The organism is Pseudoalteromonas sp. APC 3358, assembly GCF_030408075.1.
In the GTDB taxonomy this organism is placed as follows: domain Bacteria; phylum Pseudomonadota; class Gammaproteobacteria; order Enterobacterales; family Alteromonadaceae; genus Pseudoalteromonas; species Pseudoalteromonas arctica.
Window position 1 is genome coordinate 177,812 of the sequence record NZ_JASDCE010000003.1, and the last position, 21,114, is coordinate 198,925.

General features: G+C 38.6%; 19 protein-coding genes and 1 other annotated feature. Of the genes, 6 read left to right on the forward strand and 13 right to left on the reverse strand.

The window, feature by feature from the left end:
* Positions 1-104: 104 nt before the first annotated feature.
* The gene (locus tag QL995_RS05975; RefSeq protein ID WP_290293703.1) at positions 105-1,730 is read left to right on the forward strand and encodes a FapA family protein; all 1,626 of its coding nucleotides are present in this window, start codon (positions 105-107) and stop codon (positions 1,728-1,730) included.
* Here the strand turns inward: QL995_RS05975 and rnt are convergent.
* Positions 1,714-2,406, reverse strand: coding sequence for a ribonuclease T (rnt, locus tag QL995_RS05980; RefSeq protein ID WP_024589404.1), 693 nt, complete (start codon positions 2,404-2,406; stop codon positions 1,714-1,716). The two genes, QL995_RS05975 and rnt, sit on opposite strands and share 17 nt — an antisense overlap.
* A gap of 202 nt (positions 2,407-2,608) precedes the next feature.
* Here rnt and QL995_RS05985 point away from each other — a divergent pair, with 202 nt between their 5' ends.
* Positions 2,609-3,487 (forward strand): OmpA family protein, encoded by an 879-nt coding sequence (locus tag QL995_RS05985; protein ID WP_290293706.1) that lies wholly within the window; start codon positions 2,609-2,611, stop codon positions 3,485-3,487.
* A gap of 68 nt (positions 3,488-3,555) precedes the next feature.
* Here QL995_RS05985 and QL995_RS05990 read toward each other — a convergent pair whose 3' ends face one another.
* Positions 3,556-4,449: a DMT family transporter gene (locus QL995_RS05990; protein ID WP_121954293.1), complete on the reverse strand. Its 894-nt coding sequence runs from the start codon at positions 4,447-4,449 to the stop codon at positions 3,556-3,558.
* A 215-nt stretch (positions 4,450-4,664) separates the two neighbouring features.
* On the opposite strand from QL995_RS05990, the gene QL995_RS05995 reads away from it, so the two are divergent.
* Positions 4,665-5,867, forward strand: coding sequence for an aromatic amino acid transport family protein (locus QL995_RS05995; protein WP_010554637.1), 1,203 nt, complete (start codon positions 4,665-4,667; stop codon positions 5,865-5,867).
* An 84-nt stretch (positions 5,868-5,951) separates the two neighbouring features.
* Here QL995_RS05995 and QL995_RS06000 read toward each other — a convergent pair whose 3' ends face one another.
* The 4 genes from QL995_RS06000 to QL995_RS06015 all read right to left on the reverse strand — a co-directional run bounded on the left by QL995_RS06000 (position 5,952) and on the right by QL995_RS06015 (position 9,893).
* On the reverse strand, positions 5,952-7,142 hold the full coding sequence (locus QL995_RS06000) for an amino acid aminotransferase (RefSeq protein ID WP_010554636.1): 1,191 nt from the start codon (positions 7,140-7,142) through the stop codon (positions 5,952-5,954).
* Between the two features lie 80 nt (positions 7,143-7,222).
* The gene (locus QL995_RS06005) at positions 7,223-7,882 is read right to left on the reverse strand and encodes a GAF domain-containing protein (RefSeq protein WP_290293714.1); all 660 of its coding nucleotides are present in this window, start codon (positions 7,880-7,882) and stop codon (positions 7,223-7,225) included.
* A gap of 56 nt (positions 7,883-7,938) precedes the next feature.
* Positions 7,939-9,588 (reverse strand): SpoIIE family protein phosphatase, encoded by a 1,650-nt coding sequence (locus tag QL995_RS06010; RefSeq protein ID WP_024593587.1) that lies wholly within the window; start codon positions 9,586-9,588, stop codon positions 7,939-7,941.
* Positions 9,588-9,893 (reverse strand): STAS domain-containing protein, encoded by a 306-nt coding sequence (locus tag QL995_RS06015; RefSeq protein WP_002962948.1) that lies wholly within the window; start codon positions 9,891-9,893, stop codon positions 9,588-9,590. The genes QL995_RS06010 and QL995_RS06015 overlap by 1 nt, the downstream gene beginning before the upstream one ends.
* A 135-nt stretch (positions 9,894-10,028) precedes the next feature.
* On the opposite strand from QL995_RS06015, the gene QL995_RS06020 reads away from it, so the two are divergent.
* Positions 10,029-10,358, forward strand: a complete 330-nt coding sequence (locus QL995_RS06020; RefSeq protein WP_007581414.1) for a translation initiation factor — start codon at positions 10,029-10,031, stop codon at positions 10,356-10,358.
* Positions 10,359-10,370: 12 nt separating this feature from the next.
* Here QL995_RS06020 and QL995_RS06025 read toward each other — a convergent pair whose 3' ends face one another.
* Positions 10,371-13,385 (reverse strand): EAL domain-containing protein, encoded by a 3,015-nt coding sequence (locus tag QL995_RS06025; RefSeq protein WP_021032079.1) that lies wholly within the window; start codon positions 13,383-13,385, stop codon positions 10,371-10,373.
* A 192-nt stretch (positions 13,386-13,577) separates the two neighbouring features.
* Positions 13,578-13,695 (forward strand) — a sequence feature (Phe leader region).
* 44 nt (positions 13,696-13,739) lie between these two features.
* Here QL995_RS06025 and QL995_RS06030 point away from each other — a divergent pair.
* Positions 13,740-14,897, forward strand: coding sequence for a chorismate mutase (locus QL995_RS06030; protein ID WP_169059947.1), 1,158 nt, complete (start codon positions 13,740-13,742; stop codon positions 14,895-14,897).
* A gap of 127 nt (positions 14,898-15,024) precedes the next feature.
* Here the strand turns inward: QL995_RS06030 and tyrA are convergent, their stop codons facing one another.
* The 6 genes from tyrA to ffh form a co-directional block, all read right to left on the reverse strand.
* Positions 15,025-16,158, reverse strand: a complete 1,134-nt coding sequence (gene tyrA / locus QL995_RS06035) for a bifunctional chorismate mutase/prephenate dehydrogenase (protein ID WP_290293722.1) — start codon at positions 16,156-16,158, stop codon at positions 15,025-15,027.
* A gap of 242 nt (positions 16,159-16,400) precedes the next feature.
* Positions 16,401-16,760, reverse strand: a complete 360-nt coding sequence (rplS, locus tag QL995_RS06040) for a 50S ribosomal protein L19 (RefSeq protein ID WP_007581406.1) — start codon at positions 16,758-16,760, stop codon at positions 16,401-16,403.
* 33 nt (positions 16,761-16,793) lie between these two features.
* The gene (gene trmD / locus QL995_RS06045) at positions 16,794-17,561 is read right to left on the reverse strand and encodes a tRNA (guanosine(37)-N1)-methyltransferase TrmD (protein ID WP_007581405.1); all 768 of its coding nucleotides are present in this window, start codon (positions 17,559-17,561) and stop codon (positions 16,794-16,796) included.
* Positions 17,561-18,097, reverse strand: coding sequence for a ribosome maturation factor RimM (gene rimM / locus QL995_RS06050; protein WP_010554631.1), 537 nt, complete (start codon positions 18,095-18,097; stop codon positions 17,561-17,563). Before rimM ends, trmD begins: the two co-directional genes overlap by 1 nt.
* A gap of 17 nt (positions 18,098-18,114) precedes the next feature.
* Positions 18,115-18,363 carry a 30S ribosomal protein S16 gene (gene rpsP, locus QL995_RS06055; protein ID WP_002962192.1) on the reverse strand — a complete coding sequence of 83 codons (249 nt, stop codon included), beginning with the start codon at positions 18,361-18,363 and terminating at the stop codon, positions 18,115-18,117.
* 260 nt (positions 18,364-18,623) lie between these two features.
* The gene (ffh, locus tag QL995_RS06060) at positions 18,624-20,000 is read right to left on the reverse strand and encodes a signal recognition particle protein (protein ID WP_290293730.1); all 1,377 of its coding nucleotides are present in this window, start codon (positions 19,998-20,000) and stop codon (positions 18,624-18,626) included.
* 253 nt (positions 20,001-20,253) lie between these two features.
* On the opposite strand from ffh, the gene ccsA reads away from it, so the two are divergent.
* The gene (gene ccsA, locus QL995_RS06065) at positions 20,254-21,060 is read left to right on the forward strand and encodes a cytochrome c biogenesis protein CcsA (protein ID WP_007581398.1); all 807 of its coding nucleotides are present in this window, start codon (positions 20,254-20,256) and stop codon (positions 21,058-21,060) included.
* Positions 21,061-21,114 lie beyond the last annotated feature (54 nt).

The window sequence follows — 21,114 nt, forward strand, 5'->3', positions numbered from 1 at the left end:
GTGTTTAACCTGTGTTCAAATGAGGAGTTAAGGTTTTTGCTATTTCTAAACCTTAAGTTGTAAAAAATAAAAATAATAACAGGCATAGAGTAGGGAATTAATAAATGTCGGTTTTTTCATTTGATAAAAGTACAGGGTTTGTCTCTTTAGAAAGTCACCCTATTGATAGTGGTTTTCCTGTTACAAGTACTCAGTTAACGCAAATGCTAGAGCAATCTGAGTTTAGTGAGTACGAAGCTGTCATTGCCAATATTGGAAAGCTTTTTGCGCCCACTAAAAATTATCAGGAAGTATCGCTTGTCGTTGCTAAAGCTGTAGATGCGTCGCTTATCATTAATATTGATGAAAAAAACATGGTCGCAGAAGCAACATTAACTACCGCTAAAGGTGGCGCACTTTTGTCTATGGAAGGCGCGCAAAAAGCACTTGCTGATGCAGGTGTTAAAAAAGGAATAAGTCCTCGTGCGCTTGATACCTTTTTAGGCCAGCAGTTTGAGCAACCAGCAGGAAGCTCTTACAGTGCCATAATTGCACATGGGCGCAATCCAAAAGAAGGCAGCGATGCCAAATTTGTACGTTTATGCTCAACAGCTCAAGACCGAGTACTTAGCCCACAAGCTAAAGAAGGCGGTAAGGTTGATATGAAAAACCTTGGCGCTATTATCACCGTAAAACCTGGCACTCCCTTAATGCAGCGCATTGCAGCTACACCTGGAGAAGAAGGCTATACGGTATTTGGCGATTCAATTAGTGCAAAACCAGGTAAAGATCACCAACTCCAGCCTTTCGAAGGTACAAAAGTAGATCCTAATAATCCTAATATGCTTATTGCCGACTGCAAAGGTGTGCCCGTTGACCTACCCCGTGGTATGCGTGTAGATGACGTTTTATGCTTTGATAACGTAGATGTAAGTACAGGCCATGTTGATTTTGATGGTAGCGTAATTATTACTGGTGATATTAAAGACGGCATGCGTGTAAAAGCCAATGGTGATATTACGGTACTTGGTTTTGTGGAATCAGGAACTGTTGAAAGTAAAAGTGCGGTAACCATAATGCTTGGCGCAATTGGCCGAAAACGTGAAGGCGAGGAAGCATTTACGTGCTCTATAACCGCTCAGCGAACTATTTCTATTGGTTATGCCCAGTACTGCAATATTAAATCCGAACAAGATTTATTTATTGAACGCCAAGCTCTGCATTGTGATTTAAGTGCTAGGCGATTAATACGTGTAGGCAAAGCAAATGACCCGCGAGGTAAAATTATTGGCGGTAATATTTTAGATGCTATGCGCATTGAAACGGGTGAACTAGGCGCGCCAGCCGGTACTAAAACACGCGTATTTTTAGCACAACTCTGGTTTGAGCTTCGCCAAAAGCAAATACAAATCACCGATTTTGAAAAAGTACTTGCGACTAAAGTAACCGCTTTACAACAGGCTCGCGAAAAAGCGAGTAAAATTGCGGGGGCTGCTCAGCGCCAGCAATTCATGAATAAAATAACTGAAAATGAAAAGCATATAAAAATACGCTCTGCGCATATTCATCGTCAAAAACTACTTATTAAGCAAAAAATAGTGCAATTACTTGCCAGTAGCCGTTTAAAAGTAAATGAATTAATGCACCCTGGTGTGGAGCTTAAAATAGCGAAAGATTCTAAACAATTTTCGCGTATTTATCCGCCCCACCTAGTTAAGCTAACTGAGGGTAAAATTACTCAGACGTTTTAGTTTCTTCGTCATTTTCAGTTTCAACTTCAGCATCAGCGTCGTCGGTTGGCGCTAATGGCCAACCACCTAATTGCTGCCAGCGGTTTACTATCAAACAATAAAGCTCAGCTGTACGTTCTGTGTCGTAAAGTGCTGAGTGCGCTTGGCTGTTATCAAACTCGATACCAGCCGCTCTACATGCTTTTGCTAATACAGTTTGCCCTAACGCTAAACCCGCTAAAGATGTTGTATCAAAGCTTACGAAGGGATGAAATGGCGTACGCTTAATGTTATTACGCTCTATTGCTGCATTTAAAAAGCCATGATCGAATGCGGCATTATGAGCCACAATAACTGAGCGTTGGCACCCAGCAGCCTTTTGCGCTTTGCGTACTACTTTACATATTTCTTTAATTACTTCATCTTCAGGTACTGCGCCACGTAATGGTGAAAACGGGTCTATTCCATTAAAGTCGATAGCTGCTTGTTCTATATTAGCGCCTTCGAATGGCTGAACATGAAAATGAACAGTATGATCTATGCTGAGCAGTCCTTCGTCATCCATTTTTAAAACAGAGGCTGCTATTTCTAACAAGGCATCTGTTTCTTTGTTAAAACCTGCAGTTTCAACATCAATAACAACTGGAAAAAATCCACGAAAGCGTTTTGCGAAAGGTGTTTGCTCAGTATTTGCCATAGTCTTCTTTGTTTATACGTGTAAGCTGACTATTATGTCAAAATTGATGCCCCCTAGGCTAGGGGATTTAAGTATTTATTGCTTTAAAATTGTAGGCACATAACTTGCTTTAACTTATAAGTTAGTTATATAGAGAACAAACTAATCATTGCAGTCGTTAATTTGCCAAATTATTGGCATTCCCGGATAACTGGAGAGCACCATGAAGTATAAGTTGTTATTTATTAGCCTTAGTATAAGTGCAGTGCTTTGCAGTACTCACTCGCAAGCTGCTATGCGCCAATACACAGCAACCCAAGACAACTCCAACTGGGAAGTAGTTAAAACAACGCGCTTACAATGCCAATTAAATCATGAGGTTCCTTATTACGGTGAAGCTATATTTAAAGCTTCAGCAAGTAAAAATAAAAACTTAACATTTAATTTAGATATGGTTGTACGCCCAGATAACTATGCAATTGCAGGTTTAAAAGCAGTGCCACCTACATGGCGTGCAGGATTGCCCGCTCGCGATATTGCAAATATGAAATTACTTAAAAAGTTTGATGGCGAGCTAGGCAATAAAACCGCATGGGAAATGCTTACCGAGCTTGAAAAAGGCTACTATCCTACTTTTTATTATCAAGACTGGCAAAACAGTGCCGATAAAATTGCCGTTGGTATATCGAGCGTAAACTTTAAACAAGCTTACTGGGCTTTTTTACAATGCCGTGATGAGCTACTCCCTTACAGCTTTGAAGATATTTCGTTTACTGTAATGAACTATCAATCTAACAGCAGTAAATTAACTAAATCTTCGCAACAACGTCTTGATAAGATTGCTGAGTATTTAAAAAATGATGCAAGCATAGAGTCCATTAGTATTGACTCATACACCGATAGTTATGGCGGACGCTGGAATAACTTAGATTTATCGCGCAAGCGCGCCAAAACTATAAAAGATTATATGGTGAGCTCGGGTGTTGATGAAGCCAAAGTACAAACAACCGGTTTGGGCGAAAAACGCTTTGTTGATAATAACGATAACATTTTAAGCCGAGACAAAAACCGTCGTTTAATTATTCAAATAGAAAAAATGTAGTAAAGCTAATTTGCGCTTACTTTCTTTCGCTTTAAAACTTATCACTAAATTGAAAAAATGTAGTAAAGCTAATTTGTGTTTACTTTCTTTCGCCTTAAAAACTTATCACCAAATTGGAAAAAACCTAGACTAATTAAAATAATAACCGCACCAATTATTAGTTCTTGGCTTAATGACTCATTATTTAGCCAAGCTCCCAAACCTAACGCAAAGCTAGGAGTTATAAGTGTAGTAAGTGATACCGTGCTTGCATTTAGGTTTTGCAGCACATGAAAATACGCCAAAGCCCCTACTAAAGATCCAAATATTCCTAGATAACCAATAGCCCACAATGATTTTGCACTCCAGTTTTGTATATGCAACTCACCATCTAATAACCACCAAGCAATAAAAAAGAGTGGGGTTACAAAAACTAAGGCACCAAATGTTGTCGCCATAGGATGAATCGCAATCTGTACACGCTTGATCATCACACCACTTAAACTAAAAAAGCAGACAGCCATAAACACATAAAGCAACCCGAGCCCTTGAGTTTGCGAGTTTTGTACTTGGTTATAACTAACAAAATATAAGCCAATTAAGGCGCACGCTAACGCAACTAATTTAATCGGGCTAAATTTAGGTTCATTTAATAATTGCTGAGCAAGCAACCCCGACAAAATAGGTGCAAGGCCAAACATAAGCGAAATAATACCAGAAGGGACTGTTTTAGCTGCCATATAGCTCAACAACATACCGCCAAAAATACCTATACTCGAATAAAAATAAAGTAAGCATGCATTTTTGCTCCAAGGCACTCTAATATTTGTAATGGCAACAATTAAGCCGCCTAACAATAGCCCCACCAGCATTCGCATTAACACTGCAAGTGTTGGCGATACAGTTTCACTACTCCACACTATACCCAGTGGTGTAGTGGACCATATAAGAACCATTAAAAAATACGATACTTTAACTGGCACGTGCCATCCCTACGCTTTATATGAATGAATAAAACAAAGAATAAATTATACGCTCACTACCGTGTTTTAGTACTTTTTAAACACTAAAGTCCTTAATAAATACAGTTGTAAATTGTAAGTTACATTTTAATACTGCTCTTTTATTACAAAACTATTTGAGATTTGAGCAACTAGTTATATGGTGCATCAATATTAATAATAATTAAGGTAATTAAGTGCTTAAAAATAAAACAACTGGAAGCATGTTAATTGTTGCAGGCACCACCATTGGTGCGGGTATGTTGGCATTGCCAATTGCATCTGCCGGGCTTGGGTTTAGTACTGCACTTGCATTAATAATTGCTAGCTGGTTACTAATGACCTACACCGCACTACTCATGTTAGAGCTACACCAATATGCACCACGCGATGCTACATTAAATACATTGGCTAAATTATGGCTTGGAAAACGCGGACAATACATTGCGAATTTTTCGATGGTTTTTTTATTTTACGCTTTATGCGCTGCTTATATTGCAGGTGGTGGTGCACAACTCCAAGCGCGTATAAATATAGGCTTTGATGTAAATATAGCCCCACAGTTTGGCTCTGTAATCCTCGCTGTTATTATTGCAAGTGTGGTAACGCTAGGCACTAGCAAGGTAGATAAACTAAACAGAGTGTTATTTACAATAAAAATTATTGTATTAGCTAGCTTGTTTTACATGCTTACCCCTTATGTGCAAGGTAAGCATTTATTAGAGATGCCTGTGGAGCAAGGGTTAATCCTTTCAGCTATACCGGTTATATTTACTTCGTTTGGCTTTCATGGATCTATCCCCTCTATTGTTAAATATGTTGGTGTTGAAATAAAAGTACTGCGCAAAGTGATGATTGCTGGAGCCGCCCTACCTTTAGTCATTTATATTTTTTGGCAACTACTTAGCCAAGGTATTATGAGCCAAGCTGATTTACTCAACAGCCAAGGTCTTAATGGGTTTGTATCTAGCGTGGCTAGTATTGCGCATAACCCAAGTGTGGCAACGGCCGTTAAGTTATTTGCTGATTTAGCACTTGCGACATCATTTTTAGGGGTGAGTTTAGGGTTATTTGATTTTTTTGCTGATGCATTTAAAAAGGGTGACAATAAAACAGACCGAATTAAAACGGCTTTAATTACGTTTATTCCGCCACTTGGCTTTGCATTGTTTTATCCTCAAGGCTTTATTATGGCCTTAGGGTACGCAGCAATAGCACTTGTTGTACTGGCAATATTTTTGCCTGTAGCAATGGTTTATAAACAGCGTACAACATCAAATAAAACAGGCTACCAAGTTAAAAGTGGGAATGTTGGGCTTGGTATAGCAGCTATATGTGGCATAACTATTATTGCTGCGCAGTTTATGCAAATGGCGGGGCTTATTCCTGCTATCGGTTAAAGGTTGCTGCTAATTGTTTAAATTTAGATAATAAAAAACCGCACATCATTAGTAATGATGTGCGGTTTTTTATATTAACTGCGTTTATTTACAAACGTCAGCTACAGCATTTGAAAAGTATTCAATATTTGAATGACTAACACCTGCAACATTTACGCGGCTAGAGCCAACTATGTAAATGCCGTATTCTTTTTGTAGGCGAGCAATTTGCTCTTTATTAATACCTAAGAAAGAAAACATACCGTTTTGGCGTTCAATAAATGAGAAGTCTTGAGCAATATCTTTAGTTGCTAAGCTTTCTTTAATTAAGCTACGTAAGCCATTTATACGACTACGCATTTCATCAAGCTCAGAGTGCCACAATTGTGTAAGCTCTGTACTGCTTAAAATAGTATTAACAATGTCAGCACCATGCGCTGGCGGCATTGAGTAAATACTACGTACAACGCTTAGCATTACAGAGTTTGAAATATCTGCTGTTGCGCTGTCTTTTGCAATTAGTGAACATGCACCAATACGCTCGCGGTATAAGCCAAAGTTTTTAGAACATGAAGAACAAATAATTAGCTCTTCTACTGCATCGGCTAAAATACGTAAGCCACGTGCATCTTCTTCAAGTGAAGCACCAAAGCCTTGGTATGCAATATCAACAAGTGGTGTAAAGCCAACTTCTTTTGCCAGTTCGGCAACCGTGTTCCACTGTGTTTCGTTTAAATCCATACCGCTTGGGTTATGACAACATGCATGCAGTAAAACCACATCACCTTTAGGCACTTGTTTAAGTGTGTTGATCATTTCATCAAACAATAAATCTTTATTTTCGTAATCGTAATATGGGTATTCTTTTACTGTTAAGCCTGCAGCTTCAAACAAGCTAATATGGTTAGCCCATGTTGGGTTAGTTACCCAAACAGTCGCGTCTGTATTACAACGCTTAATAAATTCAGCTGCAACACGAAGTGCACCCGTACCACCAGGAGCTTGCGCAGTACGTACGCGGTTAGCTAGTAATACTTGATGCTCACCTAATAGTAACTGCTCCATTTTTTGGCAGTAATCTAAATTACCCGCTAACCCAATGTAAGATTTGCTCATTTCGTTTTCAAGACGAAACGCTTCAGCTTTTTTAACCGCTTTAAGAACCGGTGTATTGCCTTGCTCATCTTTGTAGACACCTACACCTAAATCAATTTTATTAGGGTTTGTATCTTGTTTATAGGCCGCCATAAGGCCAAGAATAGGATCTGTTGGTAATGGTTTTAATACTGAGAACATTGGCTATCTCTTATCGTTATTTAGGGGTTAGCTGTTAAGTTAAGCTTAACATAAAAGCACATCATATTGACTAGCGTTATTTACACTAGAAAGTGAGGAATTTTAATACAACATGCAATTAAAACGGCAAGTGTCTTTTCATCAAAAAAATCATTTTTAAAGGCTTCTGCATCTACAATACCAACGCATTCATTTTGTGCATTAAATAAAGGTAGGCAGGTTTCTGATTTAACTTTAGGATCGCATGTGTAGTATTCACCACCTTGTGATAAATACGCCTCAACGTTATTAATAATGCGGCCCTTGTGAGATAGCGCAACCTGTACGTTGTTACTGCCAGCCGCAAATGCTTGCGTTAAAGGAAACAACGGACGACTAGGCGCTCCATGATAAGCCAATTTTAATAGTTGATTACCTTCAGGGGTATTAGTTGATTGATAAATACCATACCAATCAACGCCCGTTTGCTGCTCAATGTAGCTTACAATACTTTGTAAAGTAGCCAGCTTAAACTGTGTTTGCTCATCATTTTTAATATAGTCAGTTAATTTGAATGGCTCATCTTGTAAGTAACCAAATAAACTACATGCACCGCCCTCGCCAAGCTCAGGTATTTGATACTCCCAACACACATCAGGCAAAGCAGTGTTTGCTAAATGTAGATCAAGCTTTTCAAGCTCTGTTGAAATCAAAGCTGGATTAGCACTAAGTTGTGCTTGTTTTAAGTAAGAAAAAATCATTTGGCCATCCATACATCTAAAGTTTCGAGAATAATAGCATGGATATTTTTACAGAGCTAGCTCAACTTGTAGCACATTTCAACTTGGTTACCACTGGCGTTATAAGTGACTTTTTCGGCTATTTCTTCTAATAAAGACACCCCTCTGCCAAATTCGTTATTAGCCTTTGCCAACTCATCGTGCTTACTACTAAACCCTCGACCTGAATCACAAATAATAAAGTATAAACTGAGCGTGTCGGGGCAATAGCGCATATCAATAATAATCATGGCATCTGTAAGTTTAGCAAGGGCTGCCTCTCTCAACTCGTAATATCGAAAAAAGCCGTCCTCTTGTTTTTTAATTTCTGAGTTAAGTCCTAATACACCATGATCAAGCGCATTGTTATAAGCCTCAGACAACAGTAAAAATATATTAGAACGATGAGTATTTAGACCCTCAACACTGCTTAAAATATTAACGACGTCGTAAACGGGGTCTGTTTTTTTTATTTGCTCTGAGTTTAAGCTCAAAGACAAATTAAAAGCCAAAGTAGAAAATGCTTCTCGCTCTTGTTCCACGGGAATTAAAGGCAGGCAGTTTAGTAAAACAATGCTTAAATCGTCTTGCTGCTTAGTACCATCTGCAAACTTAGTAACATTAGCAACTATGTCTTCACTACTAATCATCGATTTACTTTTTAAGGTTTGTAAAAAACGCTCTTCCCCAAAAAATATATCCTCTTTGTTTGCTGTTTCTATAATACCGTCGGTTGCTAATACTAGGCGTGTATTACTATTTGTTTCAAAATGGATAACTTCATATTCAAATTCTTGTTCATCTAAAATCCCCAGCGCCATATGCTGCGATTCTAATGTTTGTTTTACATTACCGTCTTTATCTATTAGGTACGCATCTGGAAGGCCGCCCATCCATGCAGAAACACTTTTACCTGATGCACTAAGCTCTATAATGGTTGCAGCACAAAACATATGCCCTGGTAGGAGGTTGTACAGTAGTGTATTTAGCTCGCTGGCAATATCGTTAACCGCCATGCCTTTTTGTACCATAGTATAAAACACACGAGAAGTTGGTAATGCACCAATAGCCGCAGCTAGGCCGTGCCCCGTAAAATCGCCCAACATGCAATACAAATTACCGATTGGGCTTTGCGCTACTAAAAACATATCGCCGTTAAACATAGAGGCCGGTGATAAATTAAAATCTAAATACTCTTTAAACTTACCTTGGTTTTCTAATGAGTTATTAAAAATATGCTCAATTATTTCGTGTTCACGTTCAATTTGATTATGATGATATTCAAGTAGTTTCTTTTGTTGGTTTGCTTTTTTACTCAGCTCTCTGGTGCGAATATGTGCTTTAATTTTTGCATGCAGAATAACTTTTTCAAATGGTTTATGAATAAAGTCATCGCCACCCACTTCGAGGCAGCGCTCAAAACTTGCTTGATCTTCTAAGGAGGTTATAAAAATAATCGGTAAGTAAACTTCACTATACTGCTGCTTTATTTTTTCAGCAGCTTCAAAACCATCCATTACAGGCATTAAAACATCAAGTAAAACAACGTCTATCTGCTCTCTTTTAAGTACATTAAGCGCATCTAGCCCGTTATAAGCCACTGATATTTTATAGCCCTCTTGCTCAAGCATTTTACTTAGTAAAATGCGATTGAGCGCCTGATCATCCACAATTAACACATGTATCATTAGCTAATATCAAACTTTTTATCAAAACGTGAAATTTGTAGAATTTTTCTAAGCTGAGGTTGGCAATTGCTTATTTCAATAGTTTTCACTTGGCTATCAATTGTTTTTTTCATGTTAAGTAACATGCCAAGTGCTGAGCTATCCATGTAGTCAGTCTCTCTTAAATCGATAATAACCTTTACTGTTTTTTCGCTCATTTGAGCATAAGCTTGGCGAAAAGATTGCACTAAATTAAAGTCAAATTTACCTTTGATTTGTATTGTTAATGTAGTGCCATCGACTGATTCATTCTTAGTTAAACTCATATTAAACTCCAATAATATTTCCTTTGAACTAAATATAACCTGTTAAAAGTATTTAGCAAAAAGAAAAACACACAACTTCAAATTTGCTATCATTTACGCCAATATTTAATTAATTTTTATCCATAAAGGTAAGGTATGAGTGATAGTCACTTAGTATATTCAACAAGTACGGGTCGCATTGACCAGCCAAAACCAGAAAAAGAGTTAGAAGCTAAGCTTTTTAAAGATGGTTTTATTCGCATTGAGCGTCAAACAAAAGGACGTAAAGGCAAAGGCGTAATGTTAGTTGTAGGCATTGATCCAAAAGATCATGATTTAAAAAAGTTAGCTAAAACTATAAAAAGCAAAATGGGCCAAGGCGGCGCAGTAAAAGAAGGCATTATTGAAGTGCAAGGTGATGACCGCGATAAACTAAAAGCCATTTTAGAAGCGTTAAAATTTAAAGTTAAAATTGCGGGTGGTTAACCCGCAATTTTATTAGCTACTTACTTCGCTATTTGAGAGTTCATTTAACCTTTCATACAATTTTGGTAGTTCGTGCTCAGCAATTGGTTTACTAAAATAATAGCCTTGTACAATGAAACAATTATTATTTTGTAAAAACTGCATCTGCTCTATTGTCTCAACCCCTTCTGCGACCACGTCTAGCTTTAACTTTTGCGCCATGGCAATAATAGCGGCAGTGATTTCCATATCATTTGTATCCTCAGGGATATCTTTTACAAATGAACGGTCAATTTTCAATATATCAACCGGGAATCGTTTTAAGTAACTGAGTGACGAATAGCCAGTACCAAAATCATCAATAGAAATAGATATACCTAAGGCTTTAAGCTCGTGGAGTTGTGTAATTGCAGCTTCTACATTTCCCATTAGCATACTTTCAGTCAGCTCTAAGTGAAGGCGCTTAGCCGAAACACCCGTCCTAATTATCATTTTACTCAGTGTTGAGACTAAGCTTGAGTCTTTGAACTGGCGAGCCGATAAGTTTATCGATATATTATTTTCTAAGCCTTGCTTTGTTAATCTTACGGCAAAATCACAAGACTCTTGAAGCACCCATTCTCCTAATTCAACTATAAGGCCTGTCGCTTCTGCAATAGGAATAAATTTATCTGGAGGGATTGCGCCTTCAGTTGGGTGGAACCATCTTAATAACGCTTCATAGCCAATGACCTGATGAGTACGACTATCAACTTGAGGTTGGTAGTAAACTACAAACTGTTTTTCTTTTAGTCCTATACGTAGCTCATTTTCAATAAATAAACGCTCATTAGCAGCTGCGTTCAATTCTTGGCTATAAAAATGGAATGTATTACGCCCTTTTGCTTTTGCCTCATACATTGCTAAGTCAGCATGTTTTAATAACTGATCCTCTTCTAGGCTATCGTACGGAGCCATTGTAATACCAATACTCGCGCTCACAATAACTTCATTACTACCTAGTTTTATAGGCACATTCAGTGTTTTTTGAATTGTATTGGCAACATCAGTCGCGTGAGCTTGGCTTTCTATACCACTGAGTAATACTGCAAATTCATCACCACCTAAGCGCGCTATGGTGTCCTCGGCTCGTAAACGTTTTTTAAGTCTGTTTGCCACTTCAATTAATAATTGATCGCCAGCATCGTGACCTAATGTATCGTTAATACGTTTAAATTCGTCTAAATCAAAGTAAAACAATGCAAATGCATAGTGCCCACGTTCTGCTAATGCCATTGATTTACGCAATTGCATCCTAAAAAACGTTCTGTTGGCAAGGCCCGTAAGGGTGTCAAAGTAAGCAAGCTGCTCCATTTTACGCTGGCTTTCTTTTACAAACGAAATGTCTTGTGCAGATGCTACATAGCTGGTTATTTCACCGCCCTCTTCACGAATTGGCGAAACACTTAAAGACACCCAAATTGGCTCTTTATTCAAGCCTTGAATTAATGTATCACCGCGCCAGTAATTACGGCTGCGTAAATCTATGTCTATATCTTCAACTAAAATAGACATTTCTGAGGCAATAATATTAAGTAATGGTGCTCTATTAAAATGACTTTCTGGGTAGCCTGTCATTTCGAGCATTTTTGGATTTACGTATTCAATTACAAAATTCTCATCGGTGATCACAACGCCAGTGCCCGAGAATGCTACCGCTTTAGATAAACGGTTAGCTGCTTTTTCAGCAATTTCTTTTTCTGTAATTCTCTGGTTTAAGCCATCAATAAGTTTGCGAATTTCTACCGTCATGTCTCTAAATGAGCCATTAAGCGTGCCAATTTCATCTTTGTTTTCTGGTGGAAATTCTGTAGTTAATTGACCTTTGCCAAAACTTGTAACTGCATAAACCAAAGTATGTAAACGGCGAAGGACTAGTTGATAAAGCGCTTGATGCAGCAATAAGGCAACTAATATTGCGTATAAAATAAAGAGACCAAAAAACTTCAGTTTTAAATCTTGTAATGCAGATAACGTCGATGAACGCTTTTTATATACCCCTATGTACCAATCTAAGTCATCAATCTTACGAATATTGATAATATGAGCTTCGTCATTTTTTTCAAATGAATTTGCGTATTCAGGTAATTTCACCGCAATTACATCGTCAATAATCGACTGCAGCGCTGGGTTTACAAATTCGTTAGTAGCGAGTGCTTTATTATCACTACCATAGTCGGCTAGTAAGGTCGGATTTAAATCTGGGTGTGCTAACAATTGCCCTTTACTATCAAACACAAGTAGGTGTTTTTCTTTATCACCGACAGGTAAAAACGAAATAAGTTTGTTGAGGGAAATATCGCTCCCCGTCACACCTAAAAACTCATTATCGACATAAACTGGCACTAGTAAGCTAATAACCCATTTGCGCCATACTGTATCGTAATAGACTTTTGACCATGCAGGCTCTCTTACTGTTTCAAGCGTACTTTTAATCGATTTATAAGTTGAGCCATTCGTTGCTCTAAAGTCGGCAGGTGCGTTTAATGCCCAATTAGGAGGAGAAACACGAATAAAATCATCATCTGTTATTAGATAAAAGTTAAAAAAGTCGTGTACCAGTGTAGGAGAAATTATACGCCACAGCATCTCAGAATCATTAAATAGGCGTTTATAAAAAGGAGAGTAATTTTGCTGTGGTAAAAATGCTGCTGATAAACCATCAGCCGAGGCACTTCGAATCGTACCGTCACTATTAAATTGTAACTGTGATTTATTGCTTAAATTAATTGGTGAATTAGGTTGAAAAAGTTGTTGTGTTACTACGTTATTAGCTTGCTGAGCAATATTTACTTTTGTTTTAATGCGCTCATTAAATTGCTTCACTAATAAATCTGTCGAGCTTTTTAAAACTTCGTGTTCTTCAAAAACGAGTTGTTTCTCTTCAGATTTAAGCATTAAGGCAGCCGCACATACCCCAGCTATTAAGCAAATAGCGGATATGAGTAGCGATAGTTTTACACTTAAAGAATTCAATCCAAAACGCGATGGAGGGCGTCTGTAAACCACGGGTCAACCTTAATTATTAATAATTGTTATTATTTGAACCAGTTAACGAAATATACCAGATCCGCATTCATATTTATAAATTATTTGTAAACTTTCTATAAAAACTAATATAGGGAAATAAATAGTACTCTAAGCTTATTTAGATCTTTATTGACATTGTTAGCAACTCTCCATACATTAACTGCATGAACATATTTATCTCTCGCACTTTTTTTTCGTTTTTTAGCTTCTTTATATAGAAGAGGCTTCCCTGTTTGTGAGATAAAATCAATCGAATAGTAAAGCCTCCCAACCGGGAGGCTTTTTTGTTTTTGCTGTGTAATAACAGCCTACTTTTGGAATGAGGATACCAAAATGACAAATGATGTATTAAATGCGCTAAGACACGATATAAATGAAATAGACTCCGATTTACTCGTGTTATTAGCTAAACGTCGTCGTATTAGCCACGGTGTGGTTGAGTATAAAATTGCTAACAACAAGCCAATTCGCGATGAAGCACGTGAACTCGCACTTTTAGAGAAACTGATTGGTTATGGTAAATCACTAGGTTTAGATGCTTACTACGTGAATAATGTTTTTCAAACTATTTTGGAAGACTCTGTTTTACACCAACAAGCAATGCTACAAAAAAATCTGAATCCAGATGCCCTTAGTGAAACACACCGTGTAACTTACTTAGGTGGTCAGGGTTCTTATAGCCAACTAGCATGCCATAAATATTTTAGCCGCCGCCCGGGTAAATTAGTTGAAATTGGCTGTACATCGTTTGACGAAATAACAGGTAAAGTAGAAAACGGCCAAGCTGATTTTGGTTTATTACCCATTGAAAACACAAGCTCTGGCAGTATTAACGAGGTGTTTGACTTATTACAGCACGCGCAAGTGTCTATTGTTGGAGAAGTAACTCACAGTGTAGAGCATTGCTTACTCGCCAACCCTGATACTGAACTTAGTCAACTAACAAAAATATTTGCACACCCACAACCATTTGCGCAGTGCAGCCGCTTTTTACAGGGCTTAGGTGATTTACAACACGAAACATGTGACTCAACATCAAGCGCCCTACAATCAGCTCTGAACACACCATACAGTGCTGCAATTGGCTCTGCACAAGCGGGGAAAAACGTAGGGCTTGAGGTTATTAAATCAAACCTAGCTAATCAAAGCGAAAACCATAGCCGCTTTATTATTGTTGCACGTAAGCCTCTACAAGTGTCTAACCAAATTCCAACTAAAACTAGTTTGATCATGTCGACAAAACAACAAGCGGGCTCACTAGCCGATGCGTTAATGATTTTTAAGCAGCATAAGATTAATTTAGTAAAACTTGAATCTCGCCCTACTCCGGGCAATCCGTGGGAAGAAGTTTTTTATGTTGACCTAGAAGCAAACTTAGCTGAAAGCCAAGTAAAAGAAGCGCTAGAAGAACTTAAAGAGCACACCCAATATGTACGTATTTTAGGATGCTACCAAAGCGAGTCACTACAGGCAGTAAGCGTTAATACTTAATAAGCAATTTTACAAATCAAAAAGGGCCGATATCGGCCCTTTTTCGTTAACTAGTACCAGTCTGCATAAATATTTTAGCAATTTAACGAATTAAATCCCCATACTTAAGCAAACGGTATAACAAATATTAATCTAAAACTTTTGAATCATTCGCTTTATTTAATAAGCTTCTGCTTTGCGTTAAAAAGTGTTCTGTCGAGTCAGAAAAGTAAACTTTAGCCTCAGCAAAAGAATCAATAAGCGCTGCTTTATCTCCCGCTTTTAATTTTGCTAAAGTACTTGCAAAGGTATCTTGGTACTGTGCAAGTAAGGTTTCTACATCATCGAATTGTGCTAGCATAATATCTGAGTAAAGCTCAGGCGACTGCGCAAATAAACGCCCTACCATCATCAGTTCTAATTGATATATAGGTGACGAGCAGCTACGTAATTCTTCTAGTGTATGACTTTGTTTTGCTAAAAATTGTCCGTACACAAATGTCGTTAAATGGCGCATTACCTGAATAATTTGCATTGCTTCATCATGCTTTTTAGCATCAAGCTCAACAAGCTGACAACCCCATACTTGTAACTGCTGTAACAAACCTTTTGCCGCTTGGTGTTCTCGCCCTTCACATACAACAACTGTTTGTTTTACCCAGTGTGATATATCAGGCCCAAACATAGGATGTAAACCAACCACAGGGCCACTGTGCGCAGCTTTTAGTGCTTTAATAGGCGATTGCTTTACCGATGTAATATCAACTAGTAAACAGTCTTCATCTAGTTTAGGTAACTTAGCAACGACAGCGTCCAATGCATTAATAGGTACGCTAATCATTACCAGCTTGGCACCTTTTAAAATACTTTTAGCATCGTTTTGCTGATCTTTATCTAAGATTTTAACTTCGTAACCTGAGCGAATAAACTGCTGTGCAAATAACTGGCCCATGGCACCTTGACCACCCACAATCACAATTGGCGAAAGCTCTGGCGCTGCGCATGCAAGTTTTGCTTGTTGGTTTTGATAGGCTTCTCGCATCATACGTCTTAGTATATCTTCAACGAGATCTGGGCTTACATTTTGATTTATTGCTTCTTGTCGTCTTGCCGCTAATAGCTCTGCTTCACGGGAAGGTGCATGTAAAGGCGCGCCTGTTTGTTGTTTTATCTCACCAATTCTTTGCGTAATACCATTACGTTTAGCGAGTAAGGCAACAAGTTGTGCATCGCATTCATCTATACCTTCTCTTAGCTGTGCTAAATCACTTATGTCAGCCACGTTCGTCCCACCTTAAAAAACCAAATAACGTAAATATAAATTTACATAAAAGTAAACTAATCAATACGATAAATACTAACAGGATCAGCTAACTGAGAAAAGGCTAAAGAGGAAATTTTACTAATGAGGAATTGAGAATTGAGAATTGAGAATTGAGAATTGAGAAAATAATATTCTAAAACCAAAACGGGTTGCAACCCGAAGGATGCAACCCGTTTTTTTGCGTTGATAAACAGCGCGTATTAGTTAAGTTTTTCTCTAATACGTGCAGATTTACCAGAACGCTCACGTAGATAGTAAAGCTTAGCACGGCGAACTGCACCGCGACGCTTAACTGTTACGCTATCAATAAGAGGGCTGTGCGTTTGGAATACACGCTCAACGCCTTCACCGTTCGAGATTTTACGAACTGTGAATGCAGAGTGAAGACCACGATTACGCTTAGCGATTACAACACCTTCAAAGGCCTGTAGACGCTCTTTAGCACCTTCTTTTACTTTTACCTGTACAACCACTGTATCACCAGGGCCAAATGCAGGTACGTCTGTTTTAAGCTGCTCATCTTCAAGCGCTTTAATAATATTTTGGTTTACTTTTGCCATTATGTTTCTCACTTTCCTAGGTGTAACTGTCTTCTAGCCACAAGCTTTTTGGTACTCTTGCTGAAATTTCGCGAGTAATACCGCTTGCTCCTCAGTCAGAGCTAGGTTATGCAACAAGTCAGGACGTCGTAACCAAGTTCTGCCTAATGACTGCATAAGCCGCCATTTTGCTATCTCTTGGTGGTTACCACTGAGTAATACAGCAGGAACCTGTTTGTCGTCCAATGTTTCTGGTCGTGTATAGTGTGGACAATCTAACAAGCCATCCGAAAACGAATCTTGTTCCGCTGACTGGTTATGACCTAACACACCTGGCACTAATCGCGCTACTGCGTCAATTAATGTCATGGCAGGTAGTTCACCACCACTCAAAATAAAATCACCAATTGACCATTCTTCGTCAACATATGATTCTATTATTCTCTCATCTATACCTTCATAGCGACCGGCAATCAAAATCAGTTTTTTAGAGTTAGCGAGTTCGCTAGCACCTTGCTGATCAAGTTTGCGCCCTTGCGGGGACATATAAATTACTTTAGCACCATCACCAGCTGCTTTTTTAGCTTCGGCAATCGCTTTTTTTAATGGCTCAACCATCATTAACATACCAGGTCCGCCCCCGTAAGGACGGTCATCTACGGTTCTATGCTTATCTAAAGCGTAGTCTCGCGGATTCCAGCAGTTAAAATCAATTAAGCCATTTTTTACTGCGCGACCGGTAACACCTTGGTCTGTAATAGCGTCAAACATGTCTGGAAAAAGGCTTATCACCCCTACCCATAATGAACTAGTTTGCGTCATTAAAAACCAGGATCCCAGTCTACGGTAATTTCTCTTGCGTCGTATTTAACTTCTTTAATAACTGAATCAGTTAAAAAAGGAATCAAACGCTCAGCTTGACCAAATGCGTCTTTACTGTTTGCTTTAACAACCAGTACGTCATTTGATCCTGTCTCCATCAGGTCATCAACAATGCCTAAGCTATAACCTTTATCGGTTACAACAGACATGCCAATGAGATCTCGCCAATAGAACTCACCTTGCGGGAGTTCTGGTAAATGCGCTGCATCCATTGAGATTTCAGCATGGGTATAAGCCATTGCTTCGTCTCGGTCGTTTACCTGCGCAAATTTAGCGATAAAGCCTTTGTTGTGGCGACGCCAGTCGACCACTTCTAAGGACTGCCATTTACCTTGCTGCCCTATCAACCACGGGCTGAAATCGAAGATCCCTACGGGATCATCAGTAAATGAATGTACCTTAAGCCAGCCCTTTATACCATATGGGGCACCGAGCTTTCCTACGACAATTATTGATGAGGTGTTCTCTTGACTCATGGTTACACTTACGCCTATTAAGCCGCTTTACGAGCGTCTTTTACTAACTTAGCTACGCGATCTGAAAGAGATGCGCCCTGACCTACCCAGTGTTCAACACGTGGTAAATCTAAACGAATTTTTTCTTCTTGACCTGAAGCAATTGGGTTAAAAAAGCCTACTTTCTCGATGAAGCGACCGTCACGCGAGAAACGGCTATCCGCAACCACAATTTGATAGAAAGGGCGTTTTTTAGCGCCACCACGTTGCAAACGAATAGTTACCATACCGTCCTCTATAAAGATTGACTGTTTTCATTAATAAGATTTACTCCCCAGAATGGGGAGCTGGGGAATTGTACGAGTTTTTGGCAATAACGCAAGTAAGAAGTGAACCAAAAAGGCAGTTTAGTAGGTTAAACCGTGATCTCAACGACAAATAAGAGTTAAAGGTGTATTACATGCATAATTTATTCAACAAAAAAGGAGCTATTTGCTCCTTTAAATATGATTCGCTATTATTTTAAAAAGTAACTTAATGGTACTTTTTAAAATTTAGGACCGCCGCCCATCATTCCAGGTGGTAACATGCCTTTCATACCGCGCATCATTTTAGTCATGCCGCCTTTACCTTTCATTTTTTTCATCATTTTTTGCATTTGCGTAAACTGCTTAAGCAACTTATTAATCTCTTGTACTTGTGTACCAGAGCCAGCTGCTATGCGTTTTTTACGCGAACCTTTAATGATTTCTGGGCGCGCACGCTCTTTTTTAGTCATAGAGCTAATAATAGCTTCCATTTGGATAAATGTTTTATCACCCATTTGACCTTTAACAGCATCTGGTAAGTTAGACATACCAGGGAGCTTATCAAGCATTGACATCATGCCACCCATGCTTTTCATTTGCTTTAATTGGTCAGCAAAATCATCAAGAGTAAAACCTGCGCCTTTAAATACTTTTTCAGCAACTCTAGCAGCTTGCTCTTTATCTACTTTCATCTCGACTTCTTCGATTAATGAAAGTACGTCACCCATACCTAAAATACGCGACGCTATACGGTCTGGGTGGAAAGGTTCAAGTGCGTCAGTGCGCTCACCCACACCCATAAACTTAATAGGCTTGCCAGTGATGTGACGAATGGATAAAGCAGCACCACCACGCGCATCACCATCGGTTTTTGTTAATATAACACCGGTAAGTGGTAATGCTTCGTCGAATGCTTTAGCTGTATTCGCCGCATCTTGACCTGTCATTGCATCAACAACGAACAAGGTTTCAATTGGATTGATTGCTTTATGAAGATCTTTAATTTCATCCATCATGTTGCTATCAACATGTAGACGACCTGCAGTATCAACAAGTACTACATCTATAAATTTCTTTTTAGCATGAGAAATTGCAGCGGTTGCAATATCAACAGGCTTTTGCGAAATATCACTTGGGAAGAAATCAACATCAACTTCTGCTGCAAGCGTTTCTAGCTGTTTAATCGCCGCAGGGCGATAAACATCGGCACTTACTACAAGTACTGATTTCTTTTTTCGCTCTTTTAAAAACTTAGCAAGCTTAGCTACACTGGTGGTTTTACCCGCACCTTGTAGACCCGCTACCATTACAACGGCTGGCGGTTGCGCATTTAGACTTAGCTCTTCATTAGCCTCGCCCATTGCTTTTTCTAGTTCTTCACGCACTATTTTTATAAATACTTGGCCTGGGCTTAAGCTTTTTGTAACTTCAACCCCAACTGCACGTTCTTTAACTTGTTTTACAAAGTCGCGAACAACAGGCAATGCCACATCGGCTTCTAAAAATGCCATACGCACTTCGCGAAGTGTGTCTTTTATGTTGTCTTCCGTCAGACGGCCACGGCCACTGATATTTTTTAAGGTTTTACCTAATCGTTCTTGGAGGTTCTCAAACATGTAACGGTTCCGATAAGACGTTTATATCAATCCATTTAAATTTTACGATTAATTTGATTTTTCAATTAACCTAGATTGACTTATTAAGTTTCAATTAAAAGTAGTATACCGTATATGGCGTCTTACAATATAGTGTTCAAGTGCACCTTGATGAGTTTCTTTTTTTAAGGTCTATGCATTTGCTTTGCTATAAAATACAATGGCTATATAACAACAAGGATTATTTTGTCTCAAATTAAGTGGCCCAAGCACAATGCTGATTATTAGTTTAACTATTATTGCCAGTTTATTTTATGTGTTAGCAACGTCTCACGTGCTTTCACGCCTGTTTCATCAACAAGGCCCAAGCCAAAAAGTAACCGTTATTTTAAGCACGGTTGCTATAGTGGCGCACATGCTGCTGTTAGTTAACTCTGTTTTTAGAGCCGACGGTCAAGATTTAAGTATCGTAAACGTCGCTCTTTTGACGTGCTGGGTGATTGTGGTCTCGGTGACGACTGTCTCGCTAAAATTCCCTGCAACTTTATTGTTGCCCGTTGTTTATGGTTTTGGTGCCTTACTAACCATTGCCAGTTTATTTATACCTCATCATATTTTATTGCAAAGTATTAATATTGAGGTGGGTTTAGTAACGCACATCTCTTTATCTTTGTTAGCCTACTGTATTTTAATTATCGCCACTTTATATGGTGTACAGTTTTACTTTATTGATAAACGTTTAAAACGTAAAGATTTAGCTATTGTGCATAGCCATCTTCCGCCTTTAATGGTTGTGGAGCGCCAGCTTTACCAACTTCTTAATTTAGGCACTATATTACTCACATTTGCATTACTTTCAGGGTTTGTATTTCTTGATGGAATGTTCGCTAAAGAGTTCATTCATAAAACAATATTATCGTTAGTTGCGTGGGCTATTTTTGCCGTTGTAGCTATCGGGCATATGAAAAAGGGTTGGCGCGGTAAACCGGTGGTTATTACAATCATGGTCGCTGCATTTGTCCTCACACTCGCTTATTTTGGCAGCCGTTTCATACAAGAAGTGATACTAAATAAGTTTTAACTTGACTCTGCTTGCTCACTCTAGCTTAATACGCATTGATTTATAAGAAAAGGA

Excerpts from the sequence above, each read along its gene's own strand:
- rplS (WP_007581406.1), bottom strand. The coding sequence starts at position 16,760 with ATGGCAAAAGTAAACCAAAATATTATTAAAGCGCTTGAAGATGAGCAG.
- QL995_RS06010 (WP_024593587.1), bottom strand. The coding sequence starts at position 9,588 with ATGATACATGTGTTAATTGTGGATGATCAGGCGCTCAATCGCATTTTA.
- QL995_RS06000 (WP_010554636.1), bottom strand. The coding sequence starts at position 7,142 with ATGTTCTCAGTATTAAAACCATTACCAACAGATCCTATTCTTGGCCTT.
- QL995_RS06005 (WP_290293714.1), bottom strand. The coding sequence starts at position 7,882 with ATGATTTTTTCTTACTTAAAACAAGCACAACTTAGTGCTAATCCAGCT.
- QL995_RS06020 (WP_007581414.1), top strand. The coding sequence starts at position 10,029 with ATGAGTGATAGTCACTTAGTATATTCAACAAGTACGGGTCGCATTGAC.
- QL995_RS05985 (WP_290293706.1), top strand. The coding sequence starts at position 2,609 with ATGAAGTATAAGTTGTTATTTATTAGCCTTAGTATAAGTGCAGTGCTT.
- QL995_RS06015 (WP_002962948.1), bottom strand. The coding sequence starts at position 9,893 with ATGAGTTTAACTAAGAATGAATCAGTCGATGGCACTACATTAACAATA.
- ffh (WP_290293730.1), bottom strand. The coding sequence starts at position 20,000 with ATGTTTGAGAACCTCCAAGAACGATTAGGTAAAACCTTAAAAAATATC.
- QL995_RS06030 (WP_169059947.1), top strand. The coding sequence starts at position 13,740 with ATGACAAATGATGTATTAAATGCGCTAAGACACGATATAAATGAAATA.
- rnt (WP_024589404.1), bottom strand. The coding sequence starts at position 2,406 with ATGGCAAATACTGAGCAAACACCTTTCGCAAAACGCTTTCGTGGATTT.
- ccsA (WP_007581398.1), top strand. The coding sequence starts at position 20,254 with ATGCTGATTATTAGTTTAACTATTATTGCCAGTTTATTTTATGTGTTA.
- rimM (WP_010554631.1), bottom strand. The coding sequence starts at position 18,097 with ATGAGTCAAGAGAACACCTCATCAATAATTGTCGTAGGAAAGCTCGGT.
- QL995_RS05975 (WP_290293703.1), top strand. The coding sequence starts at position 105 with ATGTCGGTTTTTTCATTTGATAAAAGTACAGGGTTTGTCTCTTTAGAA.
- rpsP (WP_002962192.1), bottom strand. The coding sequence starts at position 18,363 with ATGGTAACTATTCGTTTGCAACGTGGTGGCGCTAAAAAACGCCCTTTC.
- trmD (WP_007581405.1), bottom strand. The coding sequence starts at position 17,561 with ATGACGCAAACTAGTTCATTATGGGTAGGGGTGATAAGCCTTTTTCCA.